The organism is Arthrobacter sp. TE12231 (assembly GCF_054062895.1).
In genome coordinates this window covers 233,929-250,186 of the sequence record NZ_JBSSFS010000001.1, presented here as the reverse complement: position 1 = coordinate 250,186, position 16,258 = coordinate 233,929, and the positions used below count along the sequence as shown (strand labels likewise).

15 protein-coding genes are annotated in these 16,258 nt (G+C 67.8%); 10 read left to right on the top strand and 5 right to left on the bottom strand.

The window, feature by feature from the left end:
- Positions 1-80: 80 nt before the first annotated feature.
- From ACVWYS_RS01120 to ACVWYS_RS01105, 4 genes are all read right to left on the bottom strand, one after another.
- Positions 81-2,126, bottom strand: a complete 2,046-nt coding sequence (locus ACVWYS_RS01120) for an ABC transporter ATP-binding protein (protein ID WP_456509205.1) — start codon at positions 2,124-2,126, stop codon at positions 81-83.
- A complete protein-coding gene (locus tag ACVWYS_RS01115) occupies positions 2,123-3,865 on the bottom strand; it encodes an ABC transporter ATP-binding protein (RefSeq protein WP_456509204.1) in 1,743 nt (580 codons plus the stop codon). Before ACVWYS_RS01115 ends, ACVWYS_RS01120 begins: the two co-directional genes overlap by 4 nt.
- Positions 3,866-3,957: 92 nt before the next feature.
- Entirely contained in the window at positions 3,958-4,533 is a 576-nt protein-coding gene (locus tag ACVWYS_RS01110) for a hypothetical protein (RefSeq protein WP_344367113.1), read from the bottom strand.
- A 146-nt stretch (positions 4,534-4,679) separates the two neighbouring features.
- The gene (locus ACVWYS_RS01105) at positions 4,680-5,600 is read right to left on the bottom strand and encodes a 2-hydroxyacid dehydrogenase (RefSeq protein ID WP_456508140.1); all 921 of its coding nucleotides are present in this window, start codon (positions 5,598-5,600) and stop codon (positions 4,680-4,682) included.
- Positions 5,601-5,721: 121 nt separating this feature from the next.
- Here ACVWYS_RS01105 and lhgO point away from each other — a divergent pair, with 121 nt between their 5' ends.
- The 3 genes from lhgO (at position 5,722) to ACVWYS_RS01090 (ending at position 8,876) form a co-directional block, all read left to right on the top strand.
- Positions 5,722-6,936, top strand: a complete 1,215-nt coding sequence (lhgO, locus tag ACVWYS_RS01100) for an L-2-hydroxyglutarate oxidase (protein ID WP_344367117.1) — start codon at positions 5,722-5,724, stop codon at positions 6,934-6,936.
- A 164-nt stretch (positions 6,937-7,100) separates the two neighbouring features.
- Positions 7,101-8,015, top strand: a complete 915-nt coding sequence (locus ACVWYS_RS01095) for a serine hydrolase (RefSeq protein WP_456508138.1) — start codon at positions 7,101-7,103, stop codon at positions 8,013-8,015.
- A gap of 195 nt (positions 8,016-8,210) precedes the next feature.
- Positions 8,211-8,876 (top strand): response regulator transcription factor, encoded by a 666-nt coding sequence (locus ACVWYS_RS01090; protein WP_456509203.1) that lies wholly within the window; start codon positions 8,211-8,213, stop codon positions 8,874-8,876.
- A 51-nt stretch (positions 8,877-8,927) separates the two neighbouring features.
- Here the strand turns inward: ACVWYS_RS01090 and ACVWYS_RS01085 are convergent, their stop codons facing one another.
- The gene (locus ACVWYS_RS01085) at positions 8,928-9,107 is read right to left on the bottom strand and encodes a hypothetical protein (protein ID WP_456508136.1); all 180 of its coding nucleotides are present in this window, start codon (positions 9,105-9,107) and stop codon (positions 8,928-8,930) included.
- 533 nt (positions 9,108-9,640) lie between these two features.
- Here ACVWYS_RS01085 and uraD point away from each other — a divergent pair.
- From uraD to ACVWYS_RS01050, 7 genes are all read left to right on the top strand, one after another.
- On the top strand, positions 9,641-10,138 hold the full coding sequence (gene uraD, locus ACVWYS_RS01080) for a 2-oxo-4-hydroxy-4-carboxy-5-ureidoimidazoline decarboxylase (protein WP_456508135.1): 498 nt from the start codon (positions 9,641-9,643) through the stop codon (positions 10,136-10,138).
- Positions 10,135-10,476 carry a hydroxyisourate hydrolase gene (uraH, locus tag ACVWYS_RS01075; protein WP_456508134.1) on the top strand — a complete coding sequence of 114 codons (342 nt, stop codon included), beginning with the start codon at positions 10,135-10,137 and terminating at the stop codon, positions 10,474-10,476. Before uraD ends, uraH begins: the two co-directional genes overlap by 4 nt.
- A 472-nt stretch (positions 10,477-10,948) precedes the next feature.
- Positions 10,949-12,304 (top strand): MFS transporter, encoded by a 1,356-nt coding sequence (locus tag ACVWYS_RS01070; RefSeq protein ID WP_456508133.1) that lies wholly within the window; start codon positions 10,949-10,951, stop codon positions 12,302-12,304.
- A 67-nt stretch (positions 12,305-12,371) separates the two neighbouring features.
- Positions 12,372-13,055 (top strand): GntR family transcriptional regulator, encoded by a 684-nt coding sequence (locus ACVWYS_RS01065; RefSeq protein WP_091254270.1) that lies wholly within the window; start codon positions 12,372-12,374, stop codon positions 13,053-13,055.
- The gene (locus tag ACVWYS_RS01060; RefSeq protein WP_456508132.1) at positions 13,052-13,855 is read left to right on the top strand and encodes an aspartate/glutamate racemase family protein; all 804 of its coding nucleotides are present in this window, start codon (positions 13,052-13,054) and stop codon (positions 13,853-13,855) included. The genes ACVWYS_RS01065 and ACVWYS_RS01060 overlap by 4 nt, the downstream gene beginning before the upstream one ends.
- 58 nt (positions 13,856-13,913) lie before the next feature.
- Positions 13,914-15,359, top strand: coding sequence for an amidohydrolase family protein (locus ACVWYS_RS01055; RefSeq protein WP_456509202.1), 1,446 nt, complete (start codon positions 13,914-13,916; stop codon positions 15,357-15,359).
- A 41-nt stretch (positions 15,360-15,400) separates the two neighbouring features.
- The gene (locus ACVWYS_RS01050) at positions 15,401-16,099 is read left to right on the top strand and encodes a maleate cis-trans isomerase family protein (RefSeq protein WP_456509112.1); all 699 of its coding nucleotides are present in this window, start codon (positions 15,401-15,403) and stop codon (positions 16,097-16,099) included.
- Positions 16,100-16,258: the final 159 nt, after the last annotated feature.

Here is a 16,258-nt window from a genome sequence, read left to right as displayed (position 1 = left end):
ACGCTGTCTGCTAATCATCCCCTAAAAGCCGAAGTCAGCCCGCATGTCAGCCTGGACCGGCCTCGCAGACCGCGGACGTTTTAAACTTCCGCCACAGGAGCCGCGAACTGCGCCGCATACAGCGCCGCGTACGCACCGCCCGCGGCAAGCAACTGGGCATGCGTTCCCTGCTCCACGATCTGGCCGGCCTCCATCACCAGGATGAGGTCGGCGTCGCGGATGGTGGAGAGCCTGTGCGCGATGACAAACGAAGTCCGGTCGCTCCGCAAAGCGCTCATCGCCTTCTGCACTAGCACCTCGGTCCGGGTATCCACCGAAGAAGTCGCCTCGTCCAGGATCAGCACGGACGGCCGTGCAAGGAACGCCCGGGCGATGGTCAGCAGCTGCTTCTCGCCCGCCGAGACGTTGCCGCCCTCGTCGTCGAGCACGGTGTCGTAGCCCTGCGGCAGGGACCGCACGAACCGGTCCACGTACGTCGCCTTCGCGGCCTCCAGGATCTCGGCCTCCGAGGCACCGGGCCGGCCGTAGGCGATGTTGTCCCGGATGGTCCCGCCGAACAGCCAGGTGTCCTGCAGCACCATTCCCATCCGCGAGCGCAGCTCGTTGCGCGTCATCGCAGTGACATCCACGCCGTCGAGCGTGATCCGCCCGGCGTCGAGCTCGTAGAAGCGCATCATCAGGTTCACCAGGGTGGTTTTGCCCGCACCGGTCGGGCCCACAATGGCGACGGTCTGGCCAGGCTCCGCGACCAGACTGAGCGAAGAGATCAGCGGCGTGTCCGGTGAGTAGGAGAACGAGACGTTCTCGAACACCAGCCGGCCGCGGCCGCCGTCGGGAGCCTCGCCGGGCACAGGGTCAGCCGACTGCTCCTCGGTGTCCAGGAGCTCAAAGACGCGCTCGGCGGAGGCCACACCGGACTGCAGCAGGTTCGCCATGGACCCCAGCTGGGCCAGCGGCTGGGTGAACTGCCGGGAGTACTGGATGAACGCCTGCACGTCGCCGAGCTGCATCGCCCCGGCGGCCACCTGCAGGCCGCCCACCACGGCGATCCCCACATAGACCAGGTTCCCGATGAACGTCATGGCCGGCATGATCAGCCCGGAGATGAACTGCGCGCCGAAGCTGGCCTGGTACAGCTCCACATTCTTCTGCCGGAACCGCTCCTCCACCTCGCGCTGCCGGCCGAAGACCTTCACCAGCGCATGCCCGGTGTAGGTCTCCTCGATCTGCCCGTTCAGCTCGCCGGTGTGCCGCCACTGCGCCACGAACAGCTTCTGCGAGCGCTTGGCGATCACGGTGGTGGTCACGAGGGTCAGCGGAATGGTCACCAGCGCGATGATGGCCAGCGTGGGCGAGAGCAGGAGCATCATCACCAGCACGCCCACAACGGTCAGCAGCGAGGTCACGGCCTGGCTGATGGACTGCTGCAGGCTCTGGGAGATGTTGTCGACGTCGTTGGTGACACGGCTGAGCAGCTCGCCGCGCTGCACGGAGTCGAAGTAGCGCAGCGGCAGCCGGTTGATTTTGGCCTCGATCCGTTCGCGCAGCCGGAACACCGTGCGCTGGACGACGCCGTTGAGAATGTACGCCTGCATCCAGCCGAACGCCGAGGCCAGGACATACAGCACCAGCGCCCACAGCAGCACGGTGGCCAGCGCGGTGAAGTCGATTCCGGTGCCGGGCGTCAGCGTCATAGCGCTGAGCATGTCCGCTTTCTGGTTCTCCCCGGCGGCGCGAAGCTGGGCAATCAGCTGCTCCTGGCTTACCCCGGCGGGCAGCTGCTTGGACACGACGCCGGCGAAGATCAGGTTGGTGCCCTCGCCGAGGAGCCGGGGCCCGATCACCGAGAACGTCACGCTCACGACGGCGAGCATCAGGACCAGCGTCAGCCACAGCCGTTCGGGCCGCAGCTCCCCCAGCAGCCGCCGGGCGGACGGGCCGAAGTTCATGGCCTTCTCCGCCGGGATGTTCATCCCGGCGAACGGGCCGCCACGGCCGGGTCCGCCCGCGGGGCGGGGAATCCGCATCGGGGCCTGCGCGCCGGGAGCGCCGCCGGAACCAGCGGGTGCGGCGGCGGGTGCCCCGGTGGCGGGGGCCGGCGTCGGGGCCTTGTCCGTGCGGCTCATGCTGCCTCCTCCGCTGCGAGCTGGGAGTTCACGATCTCCTGGTAGGTCTCGGACGTCGCCAGCAGCTCCTCGTGCGTGCCGTGCGCGACAATCCTGCCGCGGTCCAGCACCAGGATCTGGTCCGCGTCCGCGATGCTGGAGACCCGCTGGCCGATGATCACCATGGTGGCCCCTGCCGTGTTCTGCTTGAGCGCCAGCCGCAGCCGGGCGTCCGTGGCGGTGTCCAGCGAGGAGAACGAGTCGTCAAAGATATAGAGCTCGGGCCGCTTCACCAGCGCCCGGGCGATCGCGAGCCGCTGCCGCTGGCCGCCGGAGACGTTGGTGCCGCCCTGCGAGATCGGCGCGTCCAGGCCGCCCTCCATTTCCCGGACGAAGTCCTCGGCCTGCGCGATCGCCAGCGCCTGCCAGAGCTCGTCCTCGGTGGCGTCCGGTTTGCCGTAGAGCAGGTTGCTGCGCACGGTGCCGGAGAACAGGTAGGGCTTCTGCGGCACCAGCCCGATGTGCCCCCACAGCAGGTCCGGGTGGAGCTCGCGCACGTCCACGCCGTCGATCAGCACCGCCCCGGACGTCGCGTCGAAAAGCCGCGGCATCAGGTTCACCAGGGTGGTTTTGCCGGAGCCGGTGCTGCCGACGATCGCCGTCGTCTGCCCCGCGCGGGCGGTGAAGCTTACGTCGGAGAGCACCGGCTGCTCGGCGCCCGGGTAGGCGAACCCGACGTCGCGCATCTCCAGTTCGCCCCGGGCAGCCCGCCCGGCCGCGCGCGAAACCGGACGCAGCGGTGGCCGGACGCTGGATTCGGTCCCGAGCACCTCGCTGATCCGGTCCGCCGAGACCGAGGCCCGCGGGATCATGATGGCCATGAAGGTGGCCATCATGACGGACATGAGGATCTGCATCAGGTAGCTCAGGAACGCGATCATGGTGCCCACCTGCATGGAGCCGTCCTCGATCCTGAACGCCCCGAACCAGATCACGGCCGCGCTGGAGACGTTGAGCACCAGCATCACGGTGGGGAACGCGAGCGCCATGAGCCGGCCGGCCCGCAGCGCGGTATCCGTGACGTCCTCATTGGCGCGGGCGAAGCGGGCGGTCTCGACGTCCTCCCGGACGAAGGCCCGGACCACCCGGATGCCGGTGAGCTGTTCGCGCAGGACCCGGTTGACGGTGTCGATCCGGGTCTGCATGAGGCGGAACAGCGGCACCATCCGGATAATGATCGACCCCACCGCGGCCAGCAGCACGGGCACGCTGACCGCGATCAGCCAGGACAGCTGCAGGTCCTGCCGCATGGCCATGATCACCCCGCCGATACAGAGCATGGGCGCCGTGACCATGAGCGTGGCGGACATCAGGACGAGCTGCTGGACCTGCTGGACATCGTTGGTGGAGCGGGTGATCAGGCTGGGCGGACCGAAGCGGGTGACTTCCTGCTCGGAAAACTCCGCCACCCGGGTGAAAATGGCGCCACGGACGTCCCGGCCCAGCGCCATCGCGGCCTTCGCGCCGAAATAGACGGCGGCGATGGTGCAGGCGATCTGCAGCAGCGCGACCATGAGCATCATGCCGCCGATGCGCAGGATGTAGTCCGTGTCCCCCTTCGCGACGCCCTGGTCAATGATGTCCGCATTCAGGGTGGGCAGGTACAGCGAGGCGATGGACGCCGCCAGTTGGAAGACGACGACGGCGAGCAGCAGCCGCCGCTGCGGCCGCAGGTATTCGACGAGCAGTTTCCAGAGCATCCGCTCTCCAGTTCACGCGTCTCGGACAGTTTCACACAGAACGATGTGAGGGTCAGTTTACGTCCGGATGCCGTGAGCGGGCCGGGTTCCTCTCAGGGCGAATCCGTGGCGGTAAGCTGCCCGCGGGGCACGCTCGCGGGGTCCGTGCCGGCGGCATTCCCCGACGAGATCTGCCGTTTGACCTGCTCAAGCTCATCTTGGAGCACGTCAACGGTGGCCCGGTATCTTGCGAAGTCCGCCGTCCGGCGCCTGGCCACGGCGAAACTGACGGAGGCAGCCAGAATGGCAAGCGGGAAGGACACCAGCAGGGCCCAGCCGGACGCGGCAAGGAAGTCCAGCGAGATGGGAAGCGCCCGCTTGAAGGCCAGAAACTCGTTCACCCCGCCCACCACTCCGTTAAGGGCGGAGTCCAAGGGGCCCAGGAACTGCCCCACCACAGGCGTCCCGGCAAACGATGGAGCGCTCAGCGGTGGCTCTCCCCCCGGCGACCAGCGCGGATCTTCGAAATGGTTCAGGACGTAGATACCGGCACCTACGTTGAGGGCCGCGAAGAGCAGGACGGAACCCAGCACGGTCCAGTGAAGCCTGCGTGGACGCCACACGCCGGCCACAACCACGAAGATGGCGGCCGTAACCCAGGAAAGGATGCGGAGTTCGTCGCGATTCATACCGCTCAATAAATCCAAGGAATGCCCGCCCGTTACGTCTTTGAGTTGGAACCGATGCCTGCCCCGGTCCCGAGCGAGCTTATCCCAGTCACCCCCTCCAGAATTCCGCGGCAGTAACCGGCCCGGGCTGCGGAGTCCGGCAGGTGTCAGCCGCCCAGCACCACGTTCGCCGGCGGCTCGCCCGCCAGCATCAGGTCGATCTGCCGCTGGAGCAGCCGTCCCATCCGCGGCCGCATCGCCGAACTCGCCCCGCCCACGTGCGGGCTGATGATGACGCCCGGGGTCCGCCACAGCGGGTGGTCCTGCGGCAGGGGCTCGGGATCGGTGACGTCCAGCGCGGCGCGGATCCGGCCGGTGGCGGTGTGCCGGACCAGCGCGTCGGTGTCCGCTACCGGGCCGCGGGCCACATTCACCAGCAGGGCGCCGTCGGGCATGGCCGCGAGGAAGGCGTCGTCCACGAGGTGCCGGGTGGAGTCGCTGAGCGGAACCCCCACCACCACGATGTCGTGCTCCGGCAGCAGCGCGTGGAGCTCCGCGATGCCGTGAACGGGGCCGCGTTCGTCCGTCCGTTCCCTGCTGGCCACCCGGGTCACGCTGGTCTCGAACGGAAGGAGCCGGTCCTCGATCGCCTTGCCCACCCCGCCGTAGCCAACGATCAGGACGCGGCGGTCGGCCAGGCTGGCGGTGGGGCGGGCATCCCACCGGCCCTCCTGCTGGTTCCGGATGAGGCGGGGGAACTCGCGCTGGCTGGCCAGGATGAGGGCCAGCGCCAGCTCCGCGGTGGAGGTTTCGTGGACACCGGCCGCGTTGGCGAAGACCCTGCCGGAGGGCAGGAAGTCCGCCACGCCGTCGTACCCGATCGACTGGCTCTGGACCAGCGCCGTGTCCACGGTTTCCAGGCGTTGCAGGACCTGCGGGCCGCCCATGTACGGCGGCACCACGATGTCGATCCGCGGGCGGGGCGGATCACCGGCGAAGTCCCATTCCAGGACGGTGACGTCCGGGTGCGGCTGAAGGTATTCACGCAATGCGGCGTCCGGCAGGCTGACAGTAATATTCCGGGTCATGATTGCCAGCGTAGTAGAGCCGCCGGCCGTGCCTCACGACGCGGACTCCCCTGACATCCGGGCGCCGTTCGGGATAGGGTCCACAACAACAGGCGTTGGAGTGCAGGGGAAGGCGGCGCGCGTGGCGGCTCGGATCGGGATCATTGGCGGCGGGATCGTGGGCATGGCGATTGCCCGTGCCCTGGTCCGGACCGGGGACTTCCACGTCACGGTCCTGGAAAAGGAGCACCGGGTGGCCGCGCACCAGACAGGCCACAACTCCGGCGTGGTGCATGCCGGCCTCTACTATCAGCCGGGATCCCTCAAGGCCGTCCTGTGCGCCCGCGGCCGGGCCCTCACCCGCGACTACTGCCGGGACAAGGGCCTGCCGTACCGCGAGCTCGGCAAGCTGGTGGTCGCGGTGACCGAGGCGGAACTGCCGCGGCTCGATGAGATCGAGCGCCGCGCCCGGGAGAACCGCGTCCCGGACATGAAACGGCTCACCCGGGCGGAACTGCGCGAGGTCGAGCCGCACGCCGCGGGCGTCGCGGCCGTCCACTCACCGCACACCGCCGTCGTGGACTACGCCGCCATCACCGAAGCCATGGCGCAGGATGTGCGGAGCGGCGGCGGATCCGTGCTCCTGGGCCAGGAGGTGACGGCCGTCAACAATGCCGGCGGCGCCGTGCACGTCTCCACGCCGGCCGCCACGCACATCTTCGACCGGCTGGTGGTGTGCGCCGGACTGCAGTCGGACGTCGTGGCCAGGATGGTCGGGGCCAGCCCGTCGCCTGCGATCCTGCCGTTCCGCGGCGAGTACTGGGTGATGGCCGCCGCCCGGAGCCATCTGGTCCGGGGCATGATCTACCCGGTCCCGGACCCGCGCTTCCCGTTCCTGGGCGTGCACTTCACCCGCGGCGTGTACGACGACGTCCATGTGGGCCCCAACGCGGTGCCGGCCCTGGCCCGGGAGGGCTACTCGTGGGCCCGGGTGTCCCTGCCGGACACGCTGGCCTCGCTCCGGTGGCCCGGCGCCGCGGCCCTGGCCCGGCAGCACTGGCGGATGGGTGCCCGGGAAATCTCGGCGTCACTGCTCAAGCCGCTGTACTTCCGGCAGGCCCGGCAGTTCCTGCCCGAACTGCAACCCGGCGACCTCGCCAGGAAGGCCGGCGCCGGGGTCCGCGCCCAGGCGTGGGCTGCCGACGGTTCCCTGCTGGACGATTTCGCCGTGGACCGGCTGGGCGCCGTCACACTGCTGCGCAATGCGCCCTCCCCTGCGGCGACCTCCGCCCTGGCGATCGCCGACTACGTCCTGGAGCACCACCTGCAGATCGCCCCGCACCGGCTGCGCTCCTAGGACTTTGGAAAGACTTCGGGCGGCGCCCCGCGCGGTCCGTGGACTTCGCCTGCGCCCGCGCCTAACGTCGGAGACACCACCCTTGCCAGTCAAGAACCTGCCGAAAAGATCCGCCCCAGCACGCGTGTGCTGAGCACCCAGTTAAGTCCGGAGGGCCCACGCATATGACGACTCCGGGCCCGCGGCCGGCCGCGCCTCACCACCGCCGGAACGTGATTCTGGTCTGGGCCGCCGCCGCGCTGGTGCTGGCCGCCGTTGTCGTCTTCGGTGCCATCCGCACCGGACCGTCGCCCGAGGGCGACTTCCTGACCGTCAGCCAGAGGCAGGCGCAAAGCCAGTTGGCCGCGGCGCCGGCGCCCTCGCCCCGCGCCGCCGTCGACCTCCCCGCCGAGATCCAGCGGATCATCGGCGGACACCCCGATCACAGGATCGGCGTCGCCATCATGGACACCAGCGACGGAGCGCTGCAGAGCTACGGCGATGTGGCACCATACACGGCGGCGAGCACGGCGAAGGTCCTGACGGCTGCCGCCTACTACCACCTCGTGGAAACCGGCGAAAAGTCGCTCGATACTCAACTGGGCGCGTTCACGGCCGCGTTCCAGCTCAAGGCCATGATCAACACCAGCAGCGACGACTCGTGGATCCTGCTGATGCGGGATATCGGCTACCCCCGACTGACCGACTACGCCGCCACCCTGGGCATCACCTACGATCCCGAGCAAAACCTCCTGGCCCCGGCCGACATGGCCCGGCTCCTCCAGCAGCTCTCCACGGGCAAGCTCCTCAACACCGGGCACACCGCGGAGCTGCTGGGCTACATGCAGCACACCAATGACGAGGACCTCATCCCGGCGGCGGTCTCCCCGGAAATCACCGTCCACCACAAGTACGGCGTGGTGGAAGGATACGTCCACGACGCCGCGCTGCTTAGTGCGGGCGACCGCTCCTATGCGGTGGTCATCTACACGTGGGGCCCGGACGACGCCGACAGCGCGGCCCGTCTCGAACTCATCCACGAGCTGACGCATCAGCTCACCGGTGCCCTGTTCGGGCAGCAGCAGCACGCGGACGGTTAATAGTCCGAATATCAACCGTTCAAGGGTGGCGCACGCACCGTTACAGGGGCAGGATGAAAGAAGGCCCCGGAAGCCCTCCCGGTTCACGTAAGCGACGGCGCAAAATTGCAGCGACCGGCTTCGCGCGGACTGCACCGCGCCGATGCGCACGGACGTGGCGGACCGTCCGGAGCCGGGCTGTTCCTTGGAGTCGCCATGATCCGCATCCTCATAGCCGAAGACGACGAACGCATGTCCCGCTTCATCGAAGAGGGCCTGCGCGCGGCCGGCTACGCCCCGAGCGTGGTCGCCGACTCCGTCACGGCAGTGGACCTGGCGGCCAGCGGCGAATTCGATCTCCTGCTCCTGGCTGCAGGGCTTCGCCGGCTTGACGGCTTCGCTGTCCTGGCGGCCCTCCGCCACAGGCAGGCGGGGATCCCGGTCATCTTCCTCACGGCCCCCGGGTCACCCGCGGATACTCTCGCAGCGCTGGAGGGCGGCGCCGACGACTGCATCGTCGAGCCGTTTCCCCTCGAGGAACTGGAGGCCCGCGTCCGGGCCCGGCTACGCGCAGCCGACTCCGGCGATCCGCTTAGGGGCAGCATCATGCGCTACGGCCCGCTGGAACTGAACCTGCACGCCCTCACGGTCAGCGTCGATGGCAGGACAGTGGAGCTCTCCGCCCGCGAATTCGCCTTGGTGGAAATGTTCCTGCTGCACCCGGGACAGGTCCTGAGCCGGCAACAACTGCTCAGCCACGTCTGGGGCCGCGATTTCGACGGCACGTCCAACGTGGTGGACGTGCATGTGCGGCAGTTGCAGCTGAAGATCGGCGCAGACCGCATCCTCACCGCCCGCGACGCCGGCTACCGCCTGGGGTAGCGCCCTCGGCTTACACAGCCGGCAGCACTCGCCGGAGGATTCTGCTGGCGTCTACCGGCCGAACAGCTTGGCGAAGAAGCCGGTCGTGGTCGTGGTTTTGGCGCTGGTTTCGCCCTCATGGCCGCGGCAGCGGTCGGCACTGGGGACGCCCCGCATGACCTGGTCAACATGCTGGCCGCAACCGGCCCAGGTGGTCTTTCCGCACTTCTTGCAGGCAACTGCACGGCACATCCGGGTACTCCTCTGTCGGTGGGTCTAAGGTGTTCAGCATACCCCCAGGGGTATATGGACAGCAAATCCGTTGCACCAGGAAGAAGTCGCTCACGAGGGGTGGATTGGGGGCCGTTGCGGGCGGACGATGGAAGTACCGGACCCCGCACCTACGCCGGGCGGAATCCGGCGGCGAGCCGCCCATTGCGAACGGGCGAGCTAAAACCGGGAGAGCCGGCAGGCACCGGAGACAACACACCAGGGCGGAATGCGCACCGCGGGGACTGGGAAAAGAGCGACGTCGCAACGATTCACGGCTGAGCCCAGCCGTTTTCGCGGCGATTTCGGACAGGTGCACCCCGGATCGGGGGTGCGCCTGCCCGTTTCCGTAGCGGTCACCGGAATCCGCCGCGGAATCCGGCCGCCGGTTGACACCCGGCACACGTTACGGTTCAATCTTTTGCATATGCTGAAATAACAGTTCCACGATACGAATATCTTGTCCGTATAGCCCTACGCCGTGGATGCCAGCATTGACACAAAGGATCTGGCACATGCTGTTGGAAGACTTTAACGCGGCCGGACGGGCCGAGGCCGCGGCCGCGCTGCGACCCTGCCTGGACATAGACCGCTGGATCGAGGAGATCGTCCAGGGCCGGCCCTTCGGCAGCGCCGCGAGCCTTCTGGAAGCGGCCAACCGTGCGGCGGAACCCTTTACCGGGCGGGAGGTGGAGGCCGCCCTGGCCCACCATCCACGCATCGGCGAACGGGCCGCAGGAAACAGCACGGAGGCCCGGCTCTCCCAGTCGGAGCAGGCAGGCCTGGGAATTCCGGACCCGGCCGTTGCGGCAGCCATCGCCGAGGGGAACCGGAGCTACGAAGAAAAATTCGGCCAGGTCTTCCTGATCCGCGCCGCCGGCCGCAGCCGGGAGGAAATCCTCGCCGCCCTCAACTCCAGGCTCGCGCACACCCCGGAACAGGAACAAGCAATCATCGGCCAGCAGCTGCGCGAAATCGCGGTACTCCGACTCGAAGGACTGATCGGCACATGAGCACCTCCCACGTCACCACCCACGTCCTGGACACCGGCACCGGCAAGCCCGCCGCCGGTGTCGCCGTCACCTTCCACAGGCTCGACGGCGAGCGCTGGGTTAAGATCGCGGCAGGCGCCACGGATGACGACGGCCGCATCAAATCCCTCGGCCCGGACAAGCTTCCGTCCGGCACGTACCGGCTTGGCTTCGACACCGGACGCTACTACGAGGCCGCCGGGACCGAGGCCTTCTTCCCCGAGGTCACGCTGACCTTCGCCGTGTCCGAATCCCAAGACCACTACCACGTCCCGCTCCTGCTGAGCCCCTTCGCTTACTCCACATACCGCGGCAGCTAACCAAACCCTCGGGCCGTTATTAGGTCCATGCCCGCCCCGCCATCCACCCCGAACCACACCGGGAACAGGCTCCCTGTCGGATGGCGGGGCGAAGCCATGCCCACGCACGGCCCGCACAGGATCGCCGAAACCCCAGCGCCCGGGCGCCCCACAGTGGAACCCCGCCCCAGTCACAAACGACATTTTTCGCGCGAACGCAACCGGCAGACCCGCATCCCTTGACAGTGGCCCGCGTCACTTCTATTCTCAATTTTGGGATCCCAAATTGGGATCCCAAAACAAGCTAGCTTGCCGGGCCCCGACTCCCCTGGGTTCCGCACCTGATGTCAGGCCAGATATCAGGCCAGATATCAGCCCCCACAGCAGCACCGGGAAGCCCGCGCACAGGACGCCCCACACCCCGGCCTCCTGGCCCGCGAACGAATTGAATCTCTCACCTGCCGGCATTTTTCCTCTCTCTGAAGGAGAAGTTGTGTCTCTTCGAAATACCGAACCCCCCGTACAGGAAACCTCAGCACCACACGCTGACGCCGCAAGCCCCAAGGACCGCGTGCAACGGCGCACCAATGTCCGCTGGAAAATGTTCCTCCTCCTGCTGGTCCTCGTGTCCGTGAACTACATCGACCGGGGCTCCATCTCTGTAGCCCTGCCCATCATCCAGAAGGAATTCAACATGGCCCCGGAGCTCGTGGGCCTCCTGCTCTCGGCCTTCTTCTGGACCTACGCCCTCATGCAGATCCCCGTCGGCTTGCTGATCGACAAGTTCGGCCCCCGCAAGGTAATGACCGCGTCCTGCGTCGGCTGGGGCGCCGCCACGGCAGCCTCGGGCCTGGCCGGCGGCTTCCTCAGCATGTTCATCGCCCGCCTGGGCATCGGCGTCACCGAGGCCGGAGTCATGCCGGCGGGCGGAAAGCTGAACGCCATCTGGATGCACAAATCCGAACGCGGCCGCGGCGCAACCATCCTTGACGCCGGCGCCCCGCTGGGCGCCGGGCTGGGCGGCATCCTCATCGCAGGCCTGATCGCATCGACGGGCAGCTGGCGGAGCTCGTTCATCATCGCCGGCGTCGCCACCGTCCTCATGGGCCTCGCCGTGTGGTGGTACGTCCGGGACAACCCGCGCCAGCACAGCGGAGTCAACGACGCCGAGGCCGAGTACCTCGAGGCCTCCCACGCCGCGGAGGACGCCGAAGCCGAACTCGAGGGCAGCAAGGGAAAGCGTGCCCTGCTCCCCTACCTGAAATTCCGTTCCTTCTGGGCCATGTGCTTCGGCTGGCTAGGCTTCAACGGAGTCTTCTACGGCCTGCTCACGTGGGGCCCGCTCTACCTGTCACAGGCCAAGGGTTTTGACCTGAAGACCATCGGCTGGTCCACCTTCGTGATCTTCGGCGCCGGATTCGTCGGCGAAATCCTCGGCGGCACCATCGCGGACAAGTGGAGGGCCGCCGGCGCCTCGGCCAACCGGGTCATGCGCACCCTCCTGGGCATCTCCAGCGTCGTCGTGATCGGCGGCCTTGTCGGCGTCACCGTCGTGCCAGACCCGACGACGGCGGTGGTCCTCCTCTCCGTCGTGATGTTCTTCCTGCGCTGGGTGGGCCTCTTCTGGAGCATCCCCTCCATCCTGGGCGGCCGGACCAACGCCGGTGTCCTGGGCGGCGCCATGAACTTCAGCGGCAACATCTCCGGCTTCGTCACCCCGATCGCCGTCGGCCTGATCGTCGGCGCCACCGGCTCGTACACGTGGGCGCTGCTGTACTTCGTGGGATCGGCGATCATCATGGGAGCATCCGTACTGACGCTGAACTACAACAAGCGGCTCCCTGTCTAAGCTAGGCCACGCAACACCTGTTCCCGGAGCCGGGAACGCAGTGCCAAAAGAACCCGAATGGAGCACCATGCTTACCGCTGAAGAACCCCAGGACAAGGAACGCCCCCTCCGGGAGGCTGTCCGGGACACCCTCCGCACCAGGATCTTTGAAGGGCACTACGTTCCCGGCACCAGGCTGGTGGAGCGCGACCTCGCCGCCGAATTCAACGTCTCGCGCCTCCCGGTCCGCGAAGCGCTGCGCATGCTGCGCCAGGAAGGCCTGGTCAGCGACCGCGGCGCGCGGGGAGCCGAAGTCAGCACACTCAGCCCCAAAGACGTGGAGGATCTCTTCGACGTCCGCCAGTCGCTCGAAGTGCTGGCCTGCAGGCTGGCCGCGACCCGCGCCACGCCGGAAGACCTCGGCGCGCTGCAAACCCTGTTGGACGAAGCCGACCGCTGCCTTGCCAAGGGTGCCGTCATGGAAGCCCACCGGGCCAACAGCGAATTCCACGATGCCATCACCCGGATCGCGGACAACGGCTTCCTCAAGTCCGCGCTCGAACCCCTCCAAGGCCGGATGCACTGGCTGTTCCGGCATGTGAGCGACCTCCCCGAACTCATCGAGGAACACCGGGCCCTGTACGCCGCGATCGCCAGCGGTGACCCGGACCGCGCGGCCGCCCAGTCGGCGTCGCACATCGACAAATACCGGGAACAGTTTCCGGAGGATTTCCGCCGGACGGAACCCGCCCTTCATCGGAAGAACACATGAAACTCCTCGTCATCAACCCCAACATCAGCAACGACGTCACCGCGCTGATCGAATCCGAAGCCCGGCGCTCCGCCTCGCCCGGAACGGAACTGCTGGTCCGCACCGCAGGCCACGGCGTCGAATACATTGAAACCCGCTTTGAATCCCTGATCGCCGCCGGCGCCGTCGCCGAAATCATCGCCGAGTACACCCGCGACGGGTCCGGACCCGGCACCGAAACCGGGATCGACGGCGTCGTGGTCGCGGCGTTCGGAGACCCCGGCATGCCCGCGCTGAAGGAACTGACCGACGTCCCGGTCATCGGGATCACCGAGGCCGCCCTGTGCGCCGCGGCACTGCAGGGTCACCGGTTCTCGATCATCGCCATCTCGGACCGGATCCGGCCCTGGTACTTGGACTGCGTGGAACGCTTCGGGCTCGGCGGCCGGTTGGCCTCGATCCGGTCCATCAACGAGACCCTCACCGGCATCGGTTCCGTGCAGCAGGACTTCAAGGAGACCCTGCTGGCACTCAGCCGCCAGGCCGTCACCCAGGACGGGGCCGACGTCGTCATCCTCGCCGGCGCGCCGCTTGCCGGCCTTGCCCGCGACCTGGCGGGCCAGATCCCCGTCCCTGTGGTGGACGGCATTTCCGCCGGCATCCAGATGGCACAGTCGGTGGTCAACCTCCAGTCCGGACCGCACCGGGCCGGCGCCTTCGCGCCGCCTCCGGTCAAGCCCCGCCGAGGGCTCTCGGACAACCTCGACGCCGCCCTCACGACGGCGCAGAACGCCGCCCGGGCAATCGCCGGGTCCCACTGATAATCCGGCCCCGCTGACAACCCCGCCCCACTAGCTTCTTCCTCGAAGGAGGACAACGATGTCCCACGCCCCAGACCTTGTCATTGCCCATGGCACCGTGGTCAACAGTTTCGGCCGCCAGGCTGCCCACGTCATGGTGCACGGCGGGAAGATCGTCCAGCTCGTGGACGCTTCCGAGCCCGTCCCCGCCGCCGCCCGGACCGTCGACGCCGCCGGCCGGATGGTGATTCCCGGCGGCGTGGACGGCCACTGTCACGTCGCCCAGGTAACCGGACGGTTCCGCACCCTGGATGACTACCGCACCACCTCCACCGCTGCCCTCTGGGGCGGCACCACCACGATCATCGACTTCGGCATCCCCCGCGACGCCCGGGAGACCCCGCTGGCCGCGGTCCTGCACAAAAAGGAACTGGCCCGCGAGTCCCGCTGCGACGTCGCCCTCCACGGCTCGGTTGTCCAATGGGACGAAACCGTGCCCTGGCAGCTCGAGCAGCTTGCCGCCGAAGGTGTCCGTTCCGTCAAGATGTATACCACCAACCGGGGCACCACCATGGCCGACGGCGACACCATCCTGAAGGTCATGCGCGAGATGGTCCGGCTCGACGGCCTGACCTACATCCACGCCGAACACGACCCCATCATTGCCGACTGCACCCGGCAGCACGCGGACGACGGCCGGATCAGCATTGAACACCTGCACCGGACCCGGCCTGAACTCGCGGAGGAAATCTCGGTCAAGGAGACCTTGGCGATGGCCGAATATACCAACGCCCCCGTCTACTTTGTGCACCAGTCCACGCCGGGAGCCGTGGATCTCGTCGCCGAGGCCCGCAGCCGCGGCCAGGAGGCGTTCTCCGAGACATGCCCGCACTACCTCACCCTGGACGACACCGTCTACGGCACGTCCTTCCCCGAGTGGTACGCCTGCTGCCCGCCGATGCGCAGCCCCGAGACCGTCGCCGCGCTGCGGGACCGGCTTGCCGCCGGCGCCATCCACACCGTGGCCTCGGACCACTCCTGCTACGACCTCGCGCAGAAGCGCGAGCGGACCGATGACATCCGGGCCATGCCGCACGGCCTGCCCGGGGTGGAAACCCGCATGCCGGTCACCTTCACCGCCATGATGGACGCCGCCGGCGGAGCGGCCCGGGTGGAGGATTTCGTGGAAGTGTTCGCCGCCGGGCCGGCACGGATCAACGCCCTCCCGGGCAAGGGCATCATCGCTGCCGGATTCGACGCCGATCTCGTCGTGTTCGACCCGGCACGGGAACGCGCCGTCGACGGCGCCGCCCTGCACATGGGGACCGATTTCTCCCCGTTCGACGGCCGGACGCTCACGGGCTGGCCCGACGTCGTGGTGTCAGCCGGACGGGTGGTGCTCGACGCCAACGGCTTCCATGACCCCGGCCCTGTCGGAAGCTTCGTGGGCCGCAACGGATTCCGCGAACACCAGGCCGCGGCCGGCGCCGCTTCCGCACCCATCACCGTCCCCGCCACCCGCTAGGAGCCCCCGTGCATTCCGCAAACCGCCCCACCCGCATCGGCATGATCGTGCCGTCCTCCAACACCTGCCTCGAACCGCAGAGCTACCGCATCCTGGGCGACCGCGACGACGTCACCATCCACTTCGCGAGGATCCAGGTCACGAGGATCGCCCTCGACGATTCCTCAGACAAGCAGTTCGATGCCCCGGTCATGCGGGCCGCCGCCGAGATCCTGGCCACCGCCGACGTCGACGTCATCGCCTGGAACGGCACCTCGGGCTCGTGGCTCGGCGCCGGTCACGACCGCGAACTCGTCCAGGAAATACAGGACGCCACCGGCATCCCCGCCACCACCTCCACGCTGGCGTACATGGAGGCCTTCCGAGCCTTCGGCACCGAACGGATCGGACTGTTCACCCCCTATACGGAGGACGTCAACCGCGCGATCGTGGCGTCGTACGAACGGGACGGGATCAAGACACTTGACCACCGGTTCCTCGGCCTGAGCGACAACGAATCATTTGCCCGGGTCTCCGACGCCGAAATGCGGCCCGGATCGCTGGAACTCGCGGCTTCGAACCCGGACGCGCTCGTCTACCTCTGCACCAACCTTTACGGCGCCAACATTGCCGAGGAAATCGAAGCGGCTATGGGCGTACCCGTGCTTGACTCGGTGGCCGTGACACTGTGGAGCTGCCTCAAGATGACGGGCGCCCCGCTGCTCTCCCCGCGCTGGGGCAGGCTGCTCGCCTCGGCCTGAGCGACTCCGCGGTTAACAAGCAACGCGGGGTCCTTCCGCTCGATTGTGACTGCAGGGCCGCGGTGATGCGCCGTTGGTGTTGACGAGCCCCGGGCCGCATCGATAATCTCGAATTGCAAGAAAGTTTTCTCATAGAATGAAAACTTGAGCCAACCATTC

Coding starts and splice junctions, on each gene's coding strand:
- ACVWYS_RS01105 (WP_456508140.1), bottom strand. CDS start 5,600: ATGACCCGGAATATTACTGTCAGCCTGCCGGACGCCGCATTGCGTGAA.
- ACVWYS_RS01115 (WP_456509204.1), bottom strand. CDS start 3,865: ATGCTCTGGAAACTGCTCGTCGAATACCTGCGGCCGCAGCGGCGGCTG.
- ACVWYS_RS01110 (WP_344367113.1), bottom strand. CDS start 4,533: ATGAATCGCGACGAACTCCGCATCCTTTCCTGGGTTACGGCCGCCATC.
- uraH (WP_456508134.1), top strand. CDS start 10,135: ATGAGCACCTCCCACGTCACCACCCACGTCCTGGACACCGGCACCGGC.
- ACVWYS_RS01055 (WP_456509202.1), top strand. CDS start 13,914: ATGTCCCACGCCCCAGACCTTGTCATTGCCCATGGCACCGTGGTCAAC.
- ACVWYS_RS01090 (WP_456509203.1), top strand. CDS start 8,211: ATGATCCGCATCCTCATAGCCGAAGACGACGAACGCATGTCCCGCTTC.
- ACVWYS_RS01060 (WP_456508132.1), top strand. CDS start 13,052: ATGAAACTCCTCGTCATCAACCCCAACATCAGCAACGACGTCACCGCG.
- ACVWYS_RS01085 (WP_456508136.1), bottom strand. CDS start 9,107: ATGTGCCGTGCAGTTGCCTGCAAGAAGTGCGGAAAGACCACCTGGGCC.
- ACVWYS_RS01095 (WP_456508138.1), top strand. CDS start 7,101: ATGACGACTCCGGGCCCGCGGCCGGCCGCGCCTCACCACCGCCGGAAC.
- uraD (WP_456508135.1), top strand. CDS start 9,641: ATGCTGTTGGAAGACTTTAACGCGGCCGGACGGGCCGAGGCCGCGGCC.
- ACVWYS_RS01065 (WP_091254270.1), top strand. CDS start 12,372: ATGCTTACCGCTGAAGAACCCCAGGACAAGGAACGCCCCCTCCGGGAG.
- ACVWYS_RS01050 (WP_456509112.1), top strand. CDS start 15,401: ATGATCGTGCCGTCCTCCAACACCTGCCTCGAACCGCAGAGCTACCGC.
- ACVWYS_RS01120 (WP_456509205.1), bottom strand. CDS start 2,126: ATGAGCCGCACGGACAAGGCCCCGACGCCGGCCCCCGCCACCGGGGCA.